Genomic DNA, 19296 nt, shown 5'->3' with positions numbered 1-19296 from the left:
AAAAGACGAATGCCATCCTTAAAATGGGAGGTATTCGTTTTTTGGGTTCAGTAGAATTTTTATAAAAGTGAGTAGGATTTTATATTCGAAACCGTTTTCACCTAAGGCATAATATGGATGTGCCCGAGAGAATTCAGGGTTAAACCAAAAAAAAGAAGTATAAACAGGAGGTCAATGAATAATGAAAAAAATCACTTCCGTTCTTTTAGCAAGCGCAATACTGGGTGCCGCCCTGGCAGGCTGTGGCAATAGCAACAATAATGCAGACAATGGTAAAGCTACCAACGCACCAAAAACTGAAAATGCGGGCTCTTCCACTGAAACGCCAAAAGTAGGGGTTGCCATTTACAAATTTGACGATACCTTCATGACAGGTGTTCGTAACGCAATCGACACTGCTGCCAAAGGCATTGCTACTGTAGATATCGTAGATAGCCAAAATTCCCAACCCACACAAAATGACAAAGTTGACTTGTTCATCACCAAAAAATATAAAGGCATGCTGATCAATCCGGTTGACCGTACTGCGGCTGGCGTTATTATCGAAAAAGCAAAAGCGGCAAATATTCCGGTGGTCTTCCTGAACCGCGAGCCGCTGCCAGAAGATATGAAGAAATGGGATAAGGTTTATTATGTAGGCGCTAAGGCAGAAGAATCCGGAACTATGTCCGGTCAACTGATCGTGGATTACTGGAAGGCACATCCTGAAGCGGATAAAAACGGCGATGGTGTCCTCCAATACGTAATGCTAAAAGGCGAACCGGGGCACCAAGACGCTGAGCTTCGTACTACTTACTCCATCCAAGCAATTGAAGATGCCGGCATCAAGGTAGAAAAGCTGGCTGAAGATACTGCGATGTGGGACCGCGTAAAAGGGCAAGAAAAAATGGCAGCGTTCCTTGGCTCCCATGGCGACAAAATTGAAGCTGTGCTTGCGAACAATGACGATATGGCTCTCGGTGCCATCGAAGCTCTGAAAGCTTCAGGTTACTTCACGGGTGATAAATTCATGCCGGTAGTAGGTGTAGATGCTACTGCTCCTGCGATTCAAGCGCTACAAGATGGAACGATGCTTGGTACCGTGCTGAATGATGCGAACAACCAAGGCAAAGCTGCGATCACAGTTGCTGCTCTGCTTGCTAAAGGAGAAACACCTACAAAAGATAACGTAGGCTTTGATATCACAGACAACCAATACGTGTGGATTTCCTATAAAAAGATCACCAAAGACAATATCGATGACGCCAAATAATAACGCTCTAATCTAGATGGAATTCATGATCTTATGGCAGCAACGGGGAGCGGATTTTCGCTCCTCGGATTTCTTTCAGGCAGGGAACAGGATGAAACCGCTGTGCCTCTCATGAAAAAAGAAAAAAGCGTAGGGGGCGTAACAACATGGAAAAAGCTGAGTTTTTGCTAGAAATGAATGATATTACTAAAGAATTCCCCGGCGTCAAAGCGCTGGATGCAGTTAGTTTAAAGGTCAGACCAGGTTCGGTGCATGCCCTTATGGGCGAGAATGGTGCGGGTAAGTCCACTTTAATGAAATGTCTCTTTGGTATTTATTCACCGGATGCCGGTGAGATTTTTTTGGAGGGTGAGAAGACCTCTATCGGAAGCTCAAATGACGCTTTGAAAAATGGGATCTCCATGATTCATCAGGAGCTGCATCCCGTGCCGTTCCGAAGTGTGATGGAGAATATCTGGTTAGGACGTTTCCCAACCAAAGGGATTGGACCTTTTCAGTTTATTGACCATAAGAAAATGTACACTGACACGGAGAATTTGTTTAAAGATCTGGATATCGATCTGAATCCCGAGACATTAGTGGGTAAGCTCTCTGTATCCAAAATCCAATCCATTGAAATTGCGAAGGCTGTCTCTTTTCACTCCCGCGTTATTGTAATGGATGAACCTACTTCCTCCCTGACCAGTGTGGAGGTGGAGCATTTATTTCGGATCATACGGGACCTTAGGAGTAGAGGCGTAGCTATTATTTATATATCTCACAAAATGGAAGAGATTCTCGAGATTTCTGACGAAGTTACCATTATGCGGGACGGTAAAAAAATCGGAACCTGGCCAGCGGCGGAATTGACTACAGATCTTATCATTTCCAAAATGGTCGGCCGTGACTTGACCAATCGATTCCCAGAACGTTTTAACGTGCCTGGCGAAGTATATATGAAGGTGGAAGGATTAACCTCCCCTGAAGAAAGATCGTTTAAAGATGTTTCTTTTGAATTAAGACGAGGTGAGGTTTTAGGGATTGGTGGTCTGGTAGGCGCTCAGAGAACAGAGGTTATTGAAGCATTATTTGGCCTGAGGGCTATCAAATCGGGGACGATTTCTATCGATGGTAAGCGCATTCATATCCAATCTCCCAAGGATGCTAAGAAACACGGAATGGCTTTGCTTACGGAGGAACGGCGTGTCACCGGTATTTTTCCAGTCTTGTCTGTTCATGAAAATGGCGCAATCGCTAATCTGCATCGATACCAGAAACTACTACTTCTACTAGATGGAAAAAAGAAAAAAGAAGAAGTCGATAAAATGATTGAAAAATTACGGACCAAAACTCCAACAACCAAAACGCTGATCATGAATCTTTCTGGTGGGAATCAGCAAAAAGTGCTGCTCGCCAGATGGCTTTTAACCGAGCCCGAAATCCTGCTTCTGGACGAGCCGACTCGCGGTATCGACGTAGGGGCTAAATTCGAGATTTATTCGATTATTGCCGACTTGGCGCAGCAAGGGAAAAGCATCATTATGATCTCCTCAGAAATGCCGGAGCTGCTCGGAATGTCTGACCGTGTAATGGTCATGTCGGAGGGTAGGCTTACCGGAATACTAGAAGGCGAGCAAGCTACGGAAACCGAAGTTATGCGGCTCGCTGCACAGCATTAGGATAGGATTTCAATGATAGTTTTGCTGGGCGAAACTAGATTTGGTTTACGAAGAGAAGTACTCTTCGCGTAACTTTAAGGAGGAACACTACTAATGAACGCTAAAAGAGCCCAATCTTTTATTACTCAAAATGCTATTTATATTGTCTTGGTAATTCTAATTATGGGTATTGCCTTATATGAGCCGGCCTTTATCTCTGTAAATACTTTACGGGACATTCTAATTCAGTCGTCAACACGGATTATCATCGCGCTTGGTGTTGCCTTCATCCTTATCACAGCTGGGACGGACTTGTCTGCTGGACGTGTGGTTGGTTTTACAGCGGTAATCTCTGCATCGATGTTGCAAATTCCGGATTATTCCCGGCGCTTTTTTCCTGATCTGCCGCAGGTGCAAGTGTGGCTTCCGATCCTTATAGCTATTATCGCTGGCCTTCTCTGCGGACTCGTCAATGGTATTGTCGTCTCCAAGCTGAACGTCCCGCCGTTTATCGCAACACTGGGTACGATGGTTATCGTCTACGGCTTGAATTCCTTGTACTTTGACATGGACCCCAACCAATCACAGCCAATTGGCGGTCTGCGTCCAGATTTCACTACAATCGGTTCCGGGTTTATCGGCAAGGGGCAATATTCAATCCCGTATATCGTGCTGATAGCCTTGGGTGTCGCCGCCATCGTATGGGTGGTGTTCAATAAAACCAAGCTGGGCAAGAACATGTACGCTATCGGCGGTAACATGCAGGCAGCTAAAGTATCTGGCATCGATGTTTCCAAGAACTTGATCTACATCTATGCGATTGCTGGAGCCCTTTATGGTTTGGCGGGTGTGCTGGAGGCTGCCAGAACAGGTGGCGCAACCAATAACTATGGTAACATGTATGAGCTTGATGCGATTGCTGCTTGCGTCGTGGGCGGGGTGTCCACAACCGGTGGTATCGGAACAGTGCCAGGTGTTCTGGTCGGTGTTATTATCTTTACCTTAATCAACTACGGCCTGACCTTTATCGGCATCAGCCCTTACTATCAGTTGATTATCAAAGGTCTGATCATCATCGCCGCGGTCGCGTTTGATATGCGGAAGTATTCTTCGAAGAAGTAGCTGTGTGGGGGATGTGTGGTGATTATAGCGTTTGCTATTTATGGCAAACGCTTTTTGGTTTGTTCATTTCGCTTGCGGATATAAGCAACTCGTAAGAATCAGTTCATAAGATACAATTCATATGAACCTATTTAAAGTACAAATTCATAAGTGCCAATTCATATGATGCAAATTAAAAGTACCGATTTATAAGAAGCAATTCATAAGTACCAATTCACAAGTACTGAACGTCGCCCCCTTGCTCCTCGCATAGGAAAACTACGCACGAGCACGAAAACTACCCACAAAAACTAACCAAAAAAACTAACCACAAAAACTATGTATGAAAAACTACCCACAAAAACTAGTTTAATTAGTTAGGGATAAACCAATTTCGCTCCCACTAGTACCATTGGGACCAGCATCAAGTACAGCAATAATATCAACTACGCCAATAATATCAACTACGCCAATAATATCAACTACACCAATAATGCCACTGTCAGCACTGCTAACTACAGCGCTGCTAACTAATGCACCACTAACTACGGTACTGCCAACCACAACACTGCCAACCACAACACTGTCAACCAAAACACGACTAACTACAGTACTAACAACTAAACACAACACCAAAACTACCCACTAAAATGCCACCACGACCAAATAGTGTCACCACCACTAACACACAGATCTTCAATGGCTACTACCAACATGAAACAAACATACCACTAAAACTACCCGCCAAAATGCCACCACGACTAAACAGCGCCAGCAACACTAACATCAACATTACTTACCACCACCAACTTCAATCAACATTGCCACCCCTGCTCCATCAAATCTAATATTCCACCAATAGGACTTACTCCACCCGATAGTTGCACCATAACCGCCACGGTACTACTACAGCATCATTACCATCACCAATTATTATCATCAACACAAACACGGTTATCACAATCCTCTCAACATTAACAGCATGAACACGGCAATCACCGCCACAAATCAATATCAGCAGCAATAACACTACCATCGCCATCAGGAGCACCACGAAAACACATCATATTCATCATAGCTCACCAACAATATCAACAAACTAATTTTAGTAACAGAACAGAAGCACCATGAGGCGAAAGAACGGTATAAATCCCGTAGAATTGGCTGAAACGAGCTACGTGGGGCGAAAGAACGGTATAAATCCCGTAGAATTGGCTGAAACGAGCTACGTGGGGCGAAAGAACGGTATAAATCCCGTAGAATTGGCTGAAACGAGCTAACGTGAAATTATGAGAGGCAAAAATGCCCTAGAATACGCCGAAACGAGCGACGGAGGAGGAAAGAGAGACATTAATGCCCTAGAATACGCCTCCCCCTAACCCCAAAGATCAAAAAGCACATAAACCAACGTTCTCCCATATTCTATAGGCAAATGCCTTTGTTAAAGGGGAGCGACTGGATGTTAAGGATTAGGTTGAATGAGCTGGGGAAAGGGAATGACAATGGTCTGATACAGGCGGATGTATGGAAATGGGATGGCATTGGCTGGAACGAATATATTACTCAGCAGGATGAGGATTTCATACGCACGGAAGAGGAGTTGTTCGTCACGATTCCGGCAGAAGCGGGATTATATCGTGTAGATTACTCTAATAAGCCTTTTGAGGCGCCATACTTATTGCCGGAGTGGGTGGGGGACAATCTGCGGACCACGGGTCTGCATCCGGCGCCGTTTAATCTCAAAGAGGGCACACTTTGGGGATATATTAATGACGAGGGCCGTGTTCAGATTGAACCCCGGTACGAATATGCTGAGGATTTTCAGAAGAATGGTCTTGCCGTAGTTCAGCGAAAAAATAGCAGCGGGCTCATTGACAGCACTGGAAGAGAACGAGTGAAGCCGATCTATTCATTTATTGCGCCTTTTTCGGAAGAGCGCGCGGTCGTGTCGGATGCTAAGGGGTACACTTTTATTGATGAAAAAGGCAAAGAAGTGACGTCCGTCCGGTATGATTATTTGAACTCATTACATGAGGGGCGAGCACTATTTTCAAAACAAAATACGACCGGCGGCCAATCGCTATATGGATATGTGGACGCGCAAGGCAAAGAGGTGCTGCCCGCGATTTATGTAGATGCCAATGATTTTATGAACGGCATGGCTTTGGTTAAAATCAAAGAAGGAGAGTATGCGCTCATCGATCCGGATGGGAACATTCTGCATACGTATAACCATCCTTTCGTTGGAAGTCCGGGAGAAGGTTTACTAGCCTTTCAAGCGACTGAAAACGGTAAATATGGCTATTTAAATACGGATGGTTCTGTAGCCATTCAACCGCAATTCACCTCTGCGTTACCTTTTTCAGAAGGACGTGCGGTGGTGAATACCGCTGAGAATTATGGCAACGCCTACGGGCTGATTGATAAACAAGGAAAAATGATCATCCCGGCAAAATATTATGAAGTATTGCAGCTAGGTGAAGGCAGAGTAGCCATAGGAACGCCTGTATTCCCCAGCCAGCCTTATCGCGGATCACGTTACGTAATTGCAGATGCGGAAACGGGAGCGGTCCTGAGCAATCACACCCTGCTTGGCGTGAACAATTATCAGGAAGGCTTGGCGTCTGTATTTGATGCTAAAGATACTTATTTTATCGATAGAAGTGGAAAAAAGGCAGCCCAGCCCCCAGTTATTCCAGGGGCAGGAACACTCACCCTTAGCGGACGTTTGATAAGAGCAGATGTAGATCAACGCACATCTTATTATGATCGGCAGGGAAAGCAGGTTTGGCGCCAAAATGGAGTCATTCCGCTGAGACCTCCCTATTCCGTAGTGGAGAAGAAATACAAACCGAACAGGGATTATCTGGTGTATTATCCGGTCGTTGAGGGGATTGCAAGTGCGGAAGTTTCGCGAGAGGTTAACGATAAGCTGCGCAAGCTATCCCTTGCTGAAGACGTTGGGAGTGGAGGGATTTCTCAGGACTTTAGTTATAATGGTGATTTTTCAGTCTCTTTCTTCCGTAAAAACCTGCTGGTGCTGGAGCTGACCGGTTATCGTTTTCCTTTTGGAGCAGCACATGGAATGCCTACCAAAATCTATCCGCATATTAATTTGCGCAGCGGCAGGTTCTATAAGCTGGGGGACTTGTTCAAGCCAGGCAGCAGATATGTGGAGAAGCTCAGTAAAATTGTGGGCAAACAGATCGAGAACGATCCACAATATTCATATGTTTTTCCGGATACGTATAAAGGAATTACCTCGGATCAGCCCTTCATTGTAGATAATGAAGCGTTGTATCTATATTTCGCACCTTATGAGATCGCTCCGTATTCTGCAGGTTTTCCAACCTTCCGGATTCCTTATGCGGAAATCATGGGATTGATCTCTACGGAGGGCGAGTTCTGGCAATCGTTCCATTAATCGTCAGGTATCCATAGGTTTGCTGAAGTTGCCGTCCTTTCGGGGAGGGCGACTTTTTTTGCTTTTTCTCGCTTTTTCTCGCGAATAACAGGTAAAATGGTATTTTTAGGCAGGAAAACAGCGGAAGAAAGCGAATGTATCTAGGAATCGGAAATCTTACAGTCAAGACTATTATATGTAAAAAATTAGAAGCGCACATTTGAGAGATTTATGCTACAATGACTGAGGAACAAATTACAACTTTGTAACATTTGTAGATGGTCACTCTAGGCAGAAGCATATATTACACGCAAGAAAAAAGGAGATGGCAGATTGAAGAACAAGACATTAAAAGCAATCATCGGTGGTAGCGTGGCAGCTGTTATGGCACTTAGTATTTCTCTTCCATTGGAAGCAAATGCGGCATCGAATGAATCGACAGTAACAATAAAAGGCACAAGTTATGAGCAAATATTACAATATTTTAAACAAGCTAATCTTGAGGGATTCCCTTTTTCGAATAGCACAATCGTGGTAACTAAGCCGCAAACTGGAACAGTACCAAACAAAGACAACACGACCACAACTACAACTACAAAACCGGTTACAAAGCCAGCAGACACAACTACTGTAACTAAGCCAACTGATAATACAACTACAACAGGTGCTGTGAGCAATAAAGGAACCTATGTTCAGCAAATCGTAACGCTGGTAAACAAAGAACGTGCAGCAGCTGGTTTGTCACCTGTAGCTGGATTGGACAGCCTGCACAAAGTTGCCGCTACAAAAGCTACAGATATGCGTTCGAATAACTATTTCTCACATACTTCACCTACGTATGGTTCACCTTTTGATATGATGAAATCCTTTGGCATCACTTATAAAGCCGCAGGTGAGAACATCGCAATGGGACAAAAAACACCAGAAGAAGTAATGAAGGCATGGATGAATAGTCCAGGTCACCGCGCTAATATTTTGAATGCTAACTTCAATTATATCGGTGTCGGTTATGATAATAATTACTGGGTTCAAGAGTTTATTGGTAAATAATACGAGTAGATGCTTCAGGAAGAAATCGTTCTCCGATGTAAGTCGGGGAGCGGTTTTTTTTGTGTGGTGAAGATTAAAAATGCAACAAAAAAAGAAGTAAGGAACTTGTCCTTACTTCTTCTGTCTAGCTCTATGGGTTATGCAGGGGTCGAACCTGCGACCTGCCGATTAAGAGTCGGCTGCTCTACCAGCTAAGCTAATAACCCGTAATGTCTAAAGAGTCAACGGTGAATATTATATAATGGCATTAATTAAAAAGCCAGTATTTTTTTATTTTCAAAAAAGTCCACACTCGTTCCTCGGCAAAAACACTGTAGCAGCGGGATTTTTTTCTTTGCTAGACATTTGCAAAACTTGTATGGAAGAATTATGTTTATGTAACATAGTTAAGATCTTTGTAAATTGTGGAACAATACATAATAGAACGGCATACGGAGGGATAGCTTTGAAGGATTCGAAATGGACATGGCGCAGCGTCAGCTTGATTTCCATAGTAACAACTATAGTTTTGATGGTTGGTTTAGTTTATGCGGTTAAAGATATTATCTATCCGGTCGGAGAGGTTACCGAGAGCAGCTTGCCTCAGCAAACAGCCGCACCGGTGACGGAGACTGTCAAGCTCCTAAAAATTGTTGCGCTCGGGGATTCGCTAACCAAGGGGACCGGTGATAACACCGGAGAAGGGTTTGTTAAGCGTACGGTTACTGGTTTATCCGCAAAAGGTGTCACCGTAGACTTTTTAGGCAATATGGGGATTAACGGGTTGACTACTGCGGGGCTGTTAAGCAAACTGAACGAAGATGGTGTGGAGTATGCCTTGCGCATGTCGAATGTTGTTCTGCTATCCGTCGGAGGAAATGATCTGTTTAAGGATTCGGATATTCTTGAGAATAATGGGGCGCAACAGGGCAACACAACTTCATCAACCTCTGGGCAGGAGCTGACTCCAGAGTCTTTATTAGCCGCTCTGCCAGAAGCAGCAGCTAGACTGGAGAAGATTCTCGATAAAATCTCACAGATCAATCCGAATGCGCAAGTTTACTATATGGGGCTGTATAATCCCTTTGGCGATATTCCAGAATTACTGGCACCAGGCAATCAAGCGGTAACGAAGTGGAATAATACGGCAATGGATATTATTAATGAGCATAGCAACATGACCTTGGTTCCTACGTTTGACTTGTTTAACAGACATTTGGACAAGTATCTATCCACCGATCATTTTCATCCTAATGGTGATGGCTATCAGCGAATCGGAGAACGGTTCATACAGGCTGTGCAGTAGTATATAGGTGAGTGTTAAATTTTGCAGTAAGATCATGTAGGTAAATGCCCTTTGAGCAAGTACAAACCGAGAAAATGACAGTCACAAGGAGCTAAATTAAATATGACAAAAGCGAATAGTGAAGACTCCGGCACAGTCGTCTTGTCTGTGGACGGGGTACGTAAAAAAATAGGACGAAAATGGATTATAGATGATGTCACTTTCGATGTGAGAAAAGGGGAGATTTTCGGCTTTCTCGGGCCTAATGGCGCTGGGAAGACGACCACGATCCGCATGCTTGTGGATTTGATTCGACCTACTGAGGGCAAGATTACAGTATGTGGGTACAATGTGAACCGAAATCCGGAAAAAGCATTGCAATATGTAGGCTCTATCGTTGAGAATCCTGAGGTATATACCTATTTGACCGGGTGGGAGAATTTGCAGCATTTTGCACGGATGCAGCCTGGCGTAGACAATGAACGTATTAGCGAAGTGGTAGATATTGTTCGATTAGATCAGCGGATACATGATAAGGTAAGTACATACTCGCTTGGGATGAGACAACGATTAGGCATTGCGCAGGCGCTGTTGGGACGTCCACGGCTGCTTATTTTGGACGAGCCGACGAATGGACTTGACCCTAAAGGCATTAAAGAGCTGCGAGAATTCATTCGCAAGCTGGCGGATGAAGGGCTGGCGGTGTTCGTATCGAGCCATCTGCTTAGTGAAATTCAGCTTCTTTGCGACCGTGTAGCGATTATTAGTAAAGGGCGTGTATTGGCAGTAGGTGCGGTAGATGAGCTGATCGCTCGTAATTCGCCGTATGTACTTTGGGAGCTGGAGCCTTTTGCTGAGGCCCGGGAAATGCTGGCTGATCGTTCAGATATTCAAATTCAGAAACTGGAAGACGTCACATTAGATGACTCAATTATTGCCGGGATGGGCCCCAATTCTTTAATAACGATCATGGATCAGGATCTGATCCCCGAGATTGTGGCCGTAATGGTTACTGCTGAAATTGAGGTGAGAGCTGTGCATAAAATTAATCCGACACTGGAACAGCTATTCTTGAAACTAACGGAGGGTGAGAATGTTGAGTAACTTGCTTCCGCTAATCCGTAATGAGTGCTTGAAGATTATAAAAAAGAAACGGTTTTATGTTATACTGCTGATTCTGATTGTACTGGTGCCTATGTTCACCTATGCACAGATGCGTTCAGCCGAACGGAGTCGGGAGAAATTTAATTCCGATTGGCGGCTTGAGATCCAGCAGCAGATTATCGATAATCAAAATTCACTGGGCAGTGACCGGATTCCAGAGGAATGGAAGACTTATCGGCGAATATTTGTACAACAGCTTCAGTATTATCTTCACCATGACGTTAATCCGAATGAACCTAGCGGGGTTACCTTTACCCGAGAATTTATGGATAATTCGGTTACATTATTTATTCCATTGCTCATTATGGCGGTGGCCTCAGATTTGGTCTCGGCCGAAAGGACAACTGGAACTATCAAAATGCTGTTGACTAGGCCGGTCAAGCGTTGGAAGGTGCTCTTTAGCAAAATGACAGCACTGCTAATGTTTGTCTCGCTTATCGTACTTTCCACATTTGCAATCAGTTACTTTATCTCTGGTCTTGCCTTTGGTTTTAAAGGTTTTAACATTCCTGTTTTTACAGGCTTTAAAATCAGTGGTGATTCGCTAGATATGTCTACTGTACATGCAGTGCCCCAGTGGAAATATATGCTTATGCAAGGTGGTTTGATTTGGTTCGTAAGCGTAGTGGTTGCACTGCTCGCGTTCATGATCTCGGTGCTAGTTCGCAGTACTGCGGCGAGTATAGTAGTTATGATGGCAGCGCTGATTGCAGGTAGTATACTGACCAATATGGCCTCTGCCTGGACAACAGCGAAATATTTATTTATGGTAAATCTTGGACTGACCAGCTATTTGTCTGGTACTCCCGCCCCCATTGAAGGGATGTCCTTGTCATTTTCCATGGCTGTGCTGGCAGTATGGGGGGCCGCTTCGGTGATCATTTCATTCGCCGTCTTTACGAAAAGGGATATTTTGAATTAGAATGAACAAAGTGACCAAAACGTTTGTTTGCATTTCTTAGAAATATAGGAGAGTATAATTTCACGTTATATTCTATCCTTAGGTTTTTGGCAGTAACGGATACCGTTCTTAACATAAAGGACGGCCAAGCCGTTTCTTCTTAGTATAGAGAAAAGAAGGAGGAGCATGAATGCTCGAACAGATCGATATGTTTGCTGAAGTTTCTAATAACGGCGAGAATGGCCGTACTGGATACGATGCTGACGACATTCAAGTGCTCGAGGGTCTGGTTGCAGTACGCAAACGACCTGGCATGTATATCGGCAGTACGAGTTCTTCAGGACTACATCATTTAGTATGGGAAATCGTAGATAATGCCGTAGATGAGCATTTAGCCAAGTATTGTACAAAGATTGACATACTGCTTCGCAAGGATGGCTCGGTAACCGTTAGCGATAATGGACGGGGGATCCCAACTGGAATGCATAAGACAGGGGTACCTACCCCGCAAGTTGTATTTACAATTTTGCATGCGGGCGGTAAGTTCGGTGGATCGGGTTATAAAAAATCAGGCGGTTTGCATGGCGTAGGGGCTTCTGTCACAAACGCTTTGTCTGAATGGCTCGAAGTAGAGATTTATCGTGAGGGCAAAATCCATCGGCAGCGGTTTGAGTACTGGGTGGACAAGAAGGGCAAGGAGCATGTTGGCGAACCTGTAACTGGTCTTGAAGTTCTGGGTAACACCAATAAAACGGGTTCGAAAATTACTTTCAAGCCAGATATTCGTGTCTTCCCAAATGGAATTGCTCTGAATTATGACACGCTGGCAGAGCGGGTTCAGGAGATTGCTTTTCTGAATTCCGGTCTGCGTATTACACTGCAAGATGAGCGGAGCAACCGTCAGGATGAGTTCTTTTATGAAGGTGGAGCCAGTCAATTTGTGCAGTTCCTCAACGAAGGTAAGGATGTTCTCCATGATGTTATTCATTTCAGTGCAGAAAAGGATGATATCGAGGTAGAAGTAGCTCTGCAATACAACGGAGGCTACACAGAAACCTTGGCTTCCTTCGTAAACTCCATTCCAACTCGCAGCGGAGGCACACATGAGACCGGCTTTAAAACTGCGTACACTCGTGTATTAAATGAATATGCCCGCCGCACGCAATTGCTTAAAGAAAAAGATAAAAACCTGGAAGGTAATGATCTGCGGGAAGGCATGATGGCAGTTATCAGTGTGAAAATGTCCGAGGTTGAATTTGTTGGACAGACGAAGGATCAGCTTGGCAGTGCTTCCGCCCGTAGTGCAGTAGATTATATCGTTTCTGAAAATATGGCGCGTTTCTTGGAAGAGAATCCACAAGTTGCGCAGAGCCTGCTGAAGAAATCGATTCAAGCGTCGAAAGCCCGGGAAGCGGCACGTAAAGCCCGCGATGAGATCCGCACAGGCAAGAAACGCAGCGAAAGCTCGAATCTTGGCGGTAAGCTGTCTCCTGCACAATCAAAGGACGTTACACGTACGGAGCTGTTCATCGTGGAAGGTGATTCCGCCGGTGGTTCGGCTAAGCAAGGCCGTGACTCTAAGATTCAAGCGATATTGCCGCTAAAAGGTAAACCGATGAATCCGGAGAAAGCTAAGCTGCTGGACATCCTGAAGAACGACGAGTATAAAGCAATTATTTCTACAATAGGTGCTGGAATTGGTCCGGATTTCACCGTCGAAGACAGCAATTATTCTAAAATTATCATTATGACCGATGCCGATACCGATGGAGCGCATATTCAGGTGCTGCTGCTGACATTTTTCTATCGTTATATGAAGCCTTTATTAGATGCAGGTAAGGTCTTTATCGCTCAGCCTCCGCTTTATAAGTTGACCCGCAAAACGGGTAAGCTGGAGACCGTAAGGTATGCCTGGAGTGATGAAGAGCTGCAAAATTACTTAAAGGAATTCGGCAAAAACTTCGAGCTTCAGCGTTATAAAGGATTGGGCGAGATGAACCCCGATCAGCTGTGGGAAACAACGATGAATCCAGAGTCGCGTACGCTGCTTCAGGTACAGATTGAGGATGCCGCTAAGGCGGAGCGCCGTGTTTCAACACTTATGGGTGACAAAGTCGATCCACGTAAACGCTGGATTGTTGAAAATGTCGATTTCACCGAAATTGTAGAGTAATGTCAGTGCTGCAAGTGACGATAATCCCGATTTTCTAAGAGCTTGGTGATTTATGGGACCTAGGGGGATTTTGGAACTGTAGGAGCGATAGTGCCCGGAATTCCAAAAATCTCTGAAGTACCTGAGACTCACCACACTATTTTAAAACGGGCAGTTTGAGGAACAGAAGGTGAGCAAAGTGAGTAGTTTATCAGAACAATTTTTGCCGGCATTTCTGGAAGAGGTCGTCGGTGACCGCTTTGGTCGGTATTCCAAATATATTATTCAGGACCGGGCAATCCCTGATGTCCGTGATGGACTTAAACCCGTGCAGCGCCGGATTCTTTATGCGATGTACGACTCCGGCAACACCCCTGACAAGCCATACCGCAAGTCAGCCAAAACTGTCGGAGATGTAATGGGTAATTACCATCCACATGGTGACTCCTCTATTTACGATGGTATGGTACGTATGGCACAGCCTTGGAAAATGGGGCATGTGCTAGTTGACGGTCACGGCAACTGGGGCTCCATGGACGATGACCCAGCAGCGGCAATGCGTTATACAGAGGCACGGCTGTCTCCCATTGCAATGGAGATGATGCGTGATATCGAGAAGCGGACGGTCTTGTTTAAAGATAACTTTGACAATACCGCCAAAGAGCCTGTTGTGGTTCCTTCCCGGTATCCGAATCTGCTCGTAAATGGCACGAGTGGGATTTCTGCTGGTTTTGCCACTGAAATTCCGCCACATAATCTGCGTGAAGTAATTGACGCTTGTATCGCAGTGATGCAGAAACCAAATATTGAGCTGGAAGAAATTATGACCTTCATGAAAGGTCCGGATTTCCCTACAGGCGGCACGATCATGGGCGGAGACGGCATCATGGATGCTTACCGCACAGGTAAAGGCCGTATTTACCTGCGCTCCAAAACAGAGATTGAGAATATGCGGGGCGGCAAGCAGCAAATCGTGATCACGGAAGTACCATTCCAGATTGTAAAATCACGGCTGGTTACTTCCATGGAGAATATTCGGCTGGAGAAAAAGATCGATGGCATTGCCGAGGTTCGTGATGAGAGCGGCCGTGAGGGACTGCGGATTGTAGTCGAACTCAAAAAAGAGGCTGATGCTCAAGGCGTGTTGGCGTATCTGCTCAAAAAAACCGATCTTCAAATCACCTATAACTTCAATATGGTTGCTATTGTTAACAAAGCACCTCAGCAGCTTGGTCTAAAAGCCATCCTGGAAGCTTATATCGCCCATCAGCGTGAAGTTGTGACTCATCGCACCCAGTTCGATCTGGAACGCGCTGAAGACCGTGCTCATGTCTTAGAGGGCTTAGTTAAAGCACTAAACATCCTGGATGAGGTTATCGCTGCGATCAAAGCTTCGAAAAATCGTCAGGATGCTCAGAACAATCTCGTATGGATGTTCGGCTTCAGTGAACGCCAAGCCGATTCGATTCTTACTTTGCAATTGTATCGTCTGACCAATCTGGAGATCACTTCACTCCAGAAAGAGTTAGATGAAATGATGGCAAAGATTACACATCTGCGCGGTATTTTGGATAGCGACAAAAAGCTAGTTGCTGTAATTCGTAAGGAACTGCTGGAGATTCGCGACAAATACGGCATTGATCGCCGTTCTCTGATCCAAGGCGAAGTCGAGGAGCTCAAGGTTAGCCTTGAAGCGCTGGTCAATGCGGAGGATGTGCTCGTTGCTCTTTCAGCAGATGGATATATTAAGCGGACTAGTATGCTTTCCTTCACCCGTTCTGGTGGGGAGCGTCATACCTCAGGCGTCAAAGAAGGCGATCATATCGTCAGGCTGCTGGATGTAAATACCCGTGACAGTCTGCTGGTATTTACCCGCAAAGGGCAATACTTCTTGCTTCCTGTGCACCAGATCCCGGAGTTTAAATGGAAAGAGCCTGGTACAGCGATTGTGAATGTTATTGGATTGTCTAAAGGAGATGGAATCGTTAGTGTGATTCCGGTGAATAATCTAGATGATCCGCAGCAGAGCCTTGTGTTTGTCACCCGTCGGGGTCAGGTGAAGCGTACAGAGCTCAAGGAATACTCTACAAGCCGTTCTGGAGCTGTAGCGGCCTGTAAGGTAGCCGAGGGTGATGAGATCATTACAGTGGCTTCTAGTACGAATGACAAGGACATTGTGCTGGTCACCCGTGAGGGAATGAGTATCCGATTCCATGAGAATGAGGTTAACCCTATGGGTCGCGTTGCATCCGGCGTAAGAGGAATTCAGCTGCGCGAGGGCGACGAGGTGATTTCCTGCTTCTGGGTCAGCGAAGATGAAGGCGAAATCCTTGCCATTTCTGATATTGGTTATGCGAAACGTTCATTACTTGTGGATTATCCATCACAAAGCCGTGGTGGCAAAGGAATGCCAACCTTCGAATTCAAGGAAGGCAAACGAATACGTCCAAATGGCAGCAGGTTAGCAGGGGCTTTCTATTGCAAGGAGCCATTAGAACTGAATGCCGTTACCCGTGAGAATGCCCACCATACGTTCTCCTCTGAATCAGCGCCGCTGGGCGAGCGTCGTTCTACAGGCAAACAGATTGTAGCTGTGGAGAAAAAGGATGAGATCATAAATCTTTTCCCATCAGTTCATTAAAACTAGCGATTAACAAGTGATTTTATAACGGCGTTTAGTCCGCTCTTTTGGAGGGTTGACTAAGCGTCGTTTTTTATTTTTTTATGCTGAAGGTCTGGCAGATTTATTTTTTCTTCGTTTGCAGGAAATGGAAGTTGTTTCGCGAAAATGTAGATATACCGGATAGAACCGCGAGGAAAGGAAGGAATAAGTGTGCATGCTTCTGAATTCAGTAAAATTTGGCATAAGATTTTAAAAGATTATAAATTACATATGGACAGTAATCTTGCTCCAACGCTGACGGATGCCCAACTTACTGTACTTGAACTGCTTCAGGAACGCGACGCCATGAAGCCTTCTGATCTGGCTCCACATTTGGCGACCAGTCCTGCAGCGGTTACGATGTTACTTGATCGGATGGAGAAGCATGAGCTTATTGTGCGGGAAAGAGATGCTTCGGACCGGCGGATTGTATGGGTGAGTATAACGGAGACTGGAATGGAAGAAACTGCACGGGGTCTAAAGATCCGCAGTGATTTTTTTGCGGAAGCGCTTGATCCGATCTCCTCTCATAACCAACAGTTACTGCTCTACTTAATGGGCAAAATGGTTGTGACAACTACACCGGAGGGTTCTACACCTTGAAGCAAATAGCTTGGCTGTATCACTACTATGATGAATCTACAGGTCCATTTCAAAATCTGTCTGATCTGCCATCCCAAGAAGCGGAACAGGTTCTGAATGATCTACGTCAGCGTAATAAAGGTTTTGCGAGTAAGCGTTCAGCAGATTATCTAGATATTCGCCGGGGTCTTGAAGCAAAGGCCAGGGAATTATTTATAATAAAAGGTGGTAAGCCTTCTAGAGCCTGTCCGCATTATATGACGCTGGGAGAATGTCCGTGGTTATTAGACTGGTATCCTAGAGGTAAAAGCCTGTAAATTACTATTGAGCAGTTTGATCCTGCTTCGATCAGTTTCACTTACGGGGATTTGTTTCCTACTATGAGATATAAAGATGGCAAACCTTATCGCAATCAAGTTTATACATGGGACGAGATTATAGATGTAATCGATAAATTCGGTATGCCACAGGAATGGAATGCCAATGGTGACAAGGGACCTGAACGATATATTGAGGTTCAAATTTGGGATGATAAGCCTTTAATAAATATGATAGGGTATTAGATTTGGATCTACACCCCATTTAGAATATATGTATAAAGAGCCGATGGAAGCAATGCGGAAAATGTTGAAGAAGATAGAGGCGTTTAGAAGATTAGATGAATGTAGAAATACATAGAAATATATAGATATATATAGAAGTATATAGATATATATAGAAGTATATAGAAACATTTAGAAGCGTTTGAAAGTATATATAGGTATTTAGTGGCATCTAGAAGTAAGAGAAACATGTAGAGGTATCTAAATGTATTTAGTTGTATTTTGTACAGCTATTATTTGTAAATTACTCGAGCATTGAGATATAACTGTATTTTATACAACTATTTTCTTGATTTACTTCTCTTTTTACAGTTTCCCTGATTTTTAGTTGTAAAGAGTACACTTAAAATCCGACCTACTGTTTTTTTATTCGGAATAAGTGTATAGAGTGCAGTTATCTTACTTTCATTTCAGATTCCAACTAGGATCCACTACTGTACCACTACTGTACCACTGCTGATCCATCGCTAAACAGAGCGGTGGACCGTTAGCTAAGTTCAGGCTGGAAGGTGGAAAGGATGTTTAATCTCTCAAAATGATGTTTAATCTCGAAGGGATGTTTAATCTCAAAGGGATATTCCATGCCCGGCTGGAATAATCGGACTAAGCATTCGTGCGGAGCTAAGAAGAACACTCCAACGTGGACCCTCTTCCCATAGTCTCTGATCAAGTAGCAGACGCAGAACCAAAAACAAGGCAGTGATTCTCCACTAACCGGAGAATCACTGCCTTGTTTTAAATAACAGGGTTTGTTTCATTGCCTAAAAAGCGCTGCTTCAGGACAGCCCTTCTTGTAGTGTTTCACGCGGCCACAGATCCCAAGGATGGGTTTGTGGGGGCAGAGAGATGAGTTCCACTTCTTCTTTAGTAACAGGGTGAGGGAATCCTACAAGTGCTGACCATAACGCAATTTGTTGCCCCGGTCTGTTCACTGAAGCCCCGTACTTCTGATCACCGTATAATGGACAGCCGATCGAACTCAGCTGCACCCGAATTTGGTGGGAACGCCCTGTAAGTAAATCAATCTTAAGCAGGCTGTATCCTTCTGCACTGTCAAGCACTGTGTAATCCAGAATTGCTTCCTTGCCGCCGGGAGTTCCTTTTCGAACCACAGTGACGGTGTTACTCTTTGCGTCTTTAAGCAGCGTATCTGTAAGACGGCCACGAGTGGCTGGCGGTTTACCATGCACGACTGTTAAATACACCTTATGAAAGCCGTGAGTACGGACACTCTCGGATAGTCTTGAAGCCGCTTTGGAAGTCTTGGCAAAAATCATTGCTCCCCCAACCGGTCGATCCAAACGGTGGACCAGACCTATATAGACGTTGCCGGGTTTGTTGAAACGTTCCTTCACATCTTCTTTCAGCAGGTTCAGCAGGTCAGGATCGCCTGTTGCATCCTCCTGAACAGGAATATTCACGGGTTTTACAATCCCCAGAAGATGGTTGTCTTCGTATAACACTTCAAAGCGTTGTGATCCGCCGCTTACAGCCTCATTGTTGCCGGAACTATGCTGTGTCATGGC

The 19296-nt window shown here is 44.8% G+C and carries 16 protein-coding genes and 1 tRNA gene; 13 read left to right on the top strand and 4 right to left on the bottom strand.

Going from position 1 to position 19296, the window contains the following annotated elements:
* Positions 1 to 181: 181 nt before the first annotated feature.
* The 3 genes from MHI51_RS20735 to mglC all read left to right on the top strand — a co-directional run bounded on the left by MHI51_RS20735 (position 182) and on the right by mglC (position 4011).
* Positions 182 to 1252: a galactose ABC transporter substrate-binding protein gene (locus MHI51_RS20735; protein WP_143761904.1), complete on the top strand. Its 1071-nt coding sequence runs from the start codon at positions 182 to 184 to the stop codon at positions 1250 to 1252.
* Between the two features lie 146 nt (positions 1253 to 1398).
* Entirely contained in the window at positions 1399 to 2910 is a 1512-nt protein-coding gene (locus MHI51_RS20730; RefSeq protein ID WP_076101437.1) for a sugar ABC transporter ATP-binding protein, read from the top strand.
* 93 nt (positions 2911 to 3003) lie between these two features.
* Positions 3004 to 4011 (top strand): galactose/methyl galactoside ABC transporter permease MglC, encoded by a 1008-nt coding sequence (gene mglC, locus MHI51_RS20725; RefSeq protein ID WP_076127586.1) that lies wholly within the window; start codon positions 3004 to 3006, stop codon positions 4009 to 4011.
* A gap of 348 nt (positions 4012 to 4359) precedes the next feature.
* On the opposite strand, the gene MHI51_RS20720 is transcribed toward mglC, so the two are convergent.
* Together MHI51_RS20720 and MHI51_RS20715 are read right to left on the bottom strand one after the other, a co-directional pair.
* Positions 4360 to 4623: a hypothetical protein gene (locus MHI51_RS20720; RefSeq protein WP_405173236.1), complete on the bottom strand. Its 264-nt coding sequence runs from the start codon at positions 4621 to 4623 to the stop codon at positions 4360 to 4362.
* 232 nt (positions 4624 to 4855) lie between these two features.
* Complete coding sequence (locus MHI51_RS20715) at positions 4856 to 5032, bottom strand: hypothetical protein (RefSeq protein ID WP_179087008.1); 177 nt, start codon at positions 5030 to 5032, stop codon at positions 4856 to 4858.
* Between the two features lie 417 nt (positions 5033 to 5449).
* Here MHI51_RS20715 and MHI51_RS20710 point away from each other — a divergent pair, with 417 nt between their 5' ends.
* Positions 5450 to 7414, top strand: coding sequence for a WG repeat-containing protein (locus MHI51_RS20710; RefSeq protein ID WP_405173235.1), 1965 nt, complete (start codon positions 5450 to 5452; stop codon positions 7412 to 7414).
* Positions 7415 to 7726: 312 nt separating this feature from the next.
* Entirely contained in the window at positions 7727 to 8443 is a 717-nt protein-coding gene (locus tag MHI51_RS20705; RefSeq protein ID WP_036685704.1) for a CAP domain-containing protein, read from the top strand.
* A gap of 133 nt (positions 8444 to 8576) precedes the next feature.
* On the opposite strand, the gene MHI51_RS20700 is transcribed toward MHI51_RS20705, so the two are convergent.
* Positions 8577 to 8649 (bottom strand) — tRNA-Lys (locus tag MHI51_RS20700).
* A 239-nt stretch (positions 8650 to 8888) separates the two neighbouring features.
* Between MHI51_RS20700 and MHI51_RS20695 the strand changes: the two genes are divergently transcribed.
* The 8 genes from MHI51_RS20695 (at position 8889) to MHI51_RS20660 (ending at position 17731) form a co-directional block, all read left to right on the top strand.
* Positions 8889 to 9728, top strand: a complete 840-nt coding sequence (locus MHI51_RS20695) for a GDSL-type esterase/lipase family protein (protein WP_076127595.1) — start codon at positions 8889 to 8891, stop codon at positions 9726 to 9728.
* A gap of 102 nt (positions 9729 to 9830) precedes the next feature.
* The gene (locus MHI51_RS20690) at positions 9831 to 10811 is read left to right on the top strand and encodes an ABC transporter ATP-binding protein (RefSeq protein WP_036685707.1); all 981 of its coding nucleotides are present in this window, start codon (positions 9831 to 9833) and stop codon (positions 10809 to 10811) included.
* Positions 10804 to 11793 (top strand): ABC transporter permease, encoded by a 990-nt coding sequence (locus MHI51_RS20685; RefSeq protein WP_036685819.1) that lies wholly within the window; start codon positions 10804 to 10806, stop codon positions 11791 to 11793. Before MHI51_RS20690 ends, MHI51_RS20685 begins: the two co-directional genes overlap by 8 nt.
* Positions 11794 to 11962: 169 nt before the next feature.
* Positions 11963 to 13945, top strand: coding sequence for a DNA topoisomerase IV subunit B (gene parE / locus MHI51_RS20680; RefSeq protein ID WP_076127597.1), 1983 nt, complete (start codon positions 11963 to 11965; stop codon positions 13943 to 13945).
* A 178-nt stretch (positions 13946 to 14123) separates the two neighbouring features.
* On the top strand, positions 14124 to 16565 hold the full coding sequence (gyrA, locus tag MHI51_RS20675) for a DNA gyrase subunit A (protein WP_076127599.1): 2442 nt from the start codon (positions 14124 to 14126) through the stop codon (positions 16563 to 16565).
* Positions 16566 to 16757: 192 nt separating this feature from the next.
* Positions 16758 to 17189: a MarR family winged helix-turn-helix transcriptional regulator gene (locus MHI51_RS20670; RefSeq protein WP_076127601.1), complete on the top strand. Its 432-nt coding sequence runs from the start codon at positions 16758 to 16760 to the stop codon at positions 17187 to 17189.
* Complete coding sequence (locus MHI51_RS20665; RefSeq protein WP_256721872.1) at positions 17186 to 17485, top strand: hypothetical protein; 300 nt, start codon at positions 17186 to 17188, stop codon at positions 17483 to 17485. Before MHI51_RS20670 ends, MHI51_RS20665 begins: the two co-directional genes overlap by 4 nt.
* A 63-nt stretch (positions 17486 to 17548) precedes the next feature.
* The gene (locus MHI51_RS20660; protein ID WP_256721873.1) at positions 17549 to 17731 is read left to right on the top strand and encodes a hypothetical protein; all 183 of its coding nucleotides are present in this window, start codon (positions 17549 to 17551) and stop codon (positions 17729 to 17731) included.
* A gap of 815 nt (positions 17732 to 18546) precedes the next feature.
* On the opposite strand, the gene MHI51_RS20655 is transcribed toward MHI51_RS20660, so the two are convergent.
* Positions 18547 to 19293 (bottom strand): RluA family pseudouridine synthase, encoded by a 747-nt coding sequence (locus MHI51_RS20655; RefSeq protein WP_076219226.1) that lies wholly within the window; start codon positions 19291 to 19293, stop codon positions 18547 to 18549.
* Between the last annotated feature and the right edge of the window lie 3 nt (positions 19294 to 19296).

The organism is Paenibacillus sp. FSL H8-0260 (genome assembly GCF_045040625.1).
In the GTDB taxonomy this organism is placed as follows: domain Bacteria; phylum Bacillota; class Bacilli; order Paenibacillales; family Paenibacillaceae; genus Paenibacillus_AQ; species Paenibacillus_AQ odorifer.
This window is presented reverse-complemented; position numbering and strand designations above follow the sequence as displayed.

Coding starts and splice junctions, on each gene's coding strand:
- MHI51_RS20715 (WP_179087008.1), bottom strand. CDS start 5,032: ATGGCGATGGTAGTGTTATTGCTGCTGATATTGATTTGTGGCGGTGAT.
- mglC (WP_076127586.1), top strand. CDS start 3,004: ATGAACGCTAAAAGAGCCCAATCTTTTATTACTCAAAATGCTATTTAT.
- MHI51_RS20690 (WP_036685707.1), top strand. CDS start 9,831: ATGACAAAAGCGAATAGTGAAGACTCCGGCACAGTCGTCTTGTCTGTG.
- MHI51_RS20730 (WP_076101437.1), top strand. CDS start 1,399: ATGGAAAAAGCTGAGTTTTTGCTAGAAATGAATGATATTACTAAAGAA.
- MHI51_RS20735 (WP_143761904.1), top strand. CDS start 182: ATGAAAAAAATCACTTCCGTTCTTTTAGCAAGCGCAATACTGGGTGCC.
- parE (WP_076127597.1), top strand. CDS start 11,963: ATGCTCGAACAGATCGATATGTTTGCTGAAGTTTCTAATAACGGCGAG.
- MHI51_RS20710 (WP_405173235.1), top strand. CDS start 5,450: ATGTTAAGGATTAGGTTGAATGAGCTGGGGAAAGGGAATGACAATGGT.
- MHI51_RS20660 (WP_256721873.1), top strand. CDS start 17,549: ATGAGATATAAAGATGGCAAACCTTATCGCAATCAAGTTTATACATGG.
- MHI51_RS20655 (WP_076219226.1), bottom strand. CDS start 19,293: ATGACACAGCATAGTTCCGGCAACAATGAGGCTGTAAGCGGCGGATCA.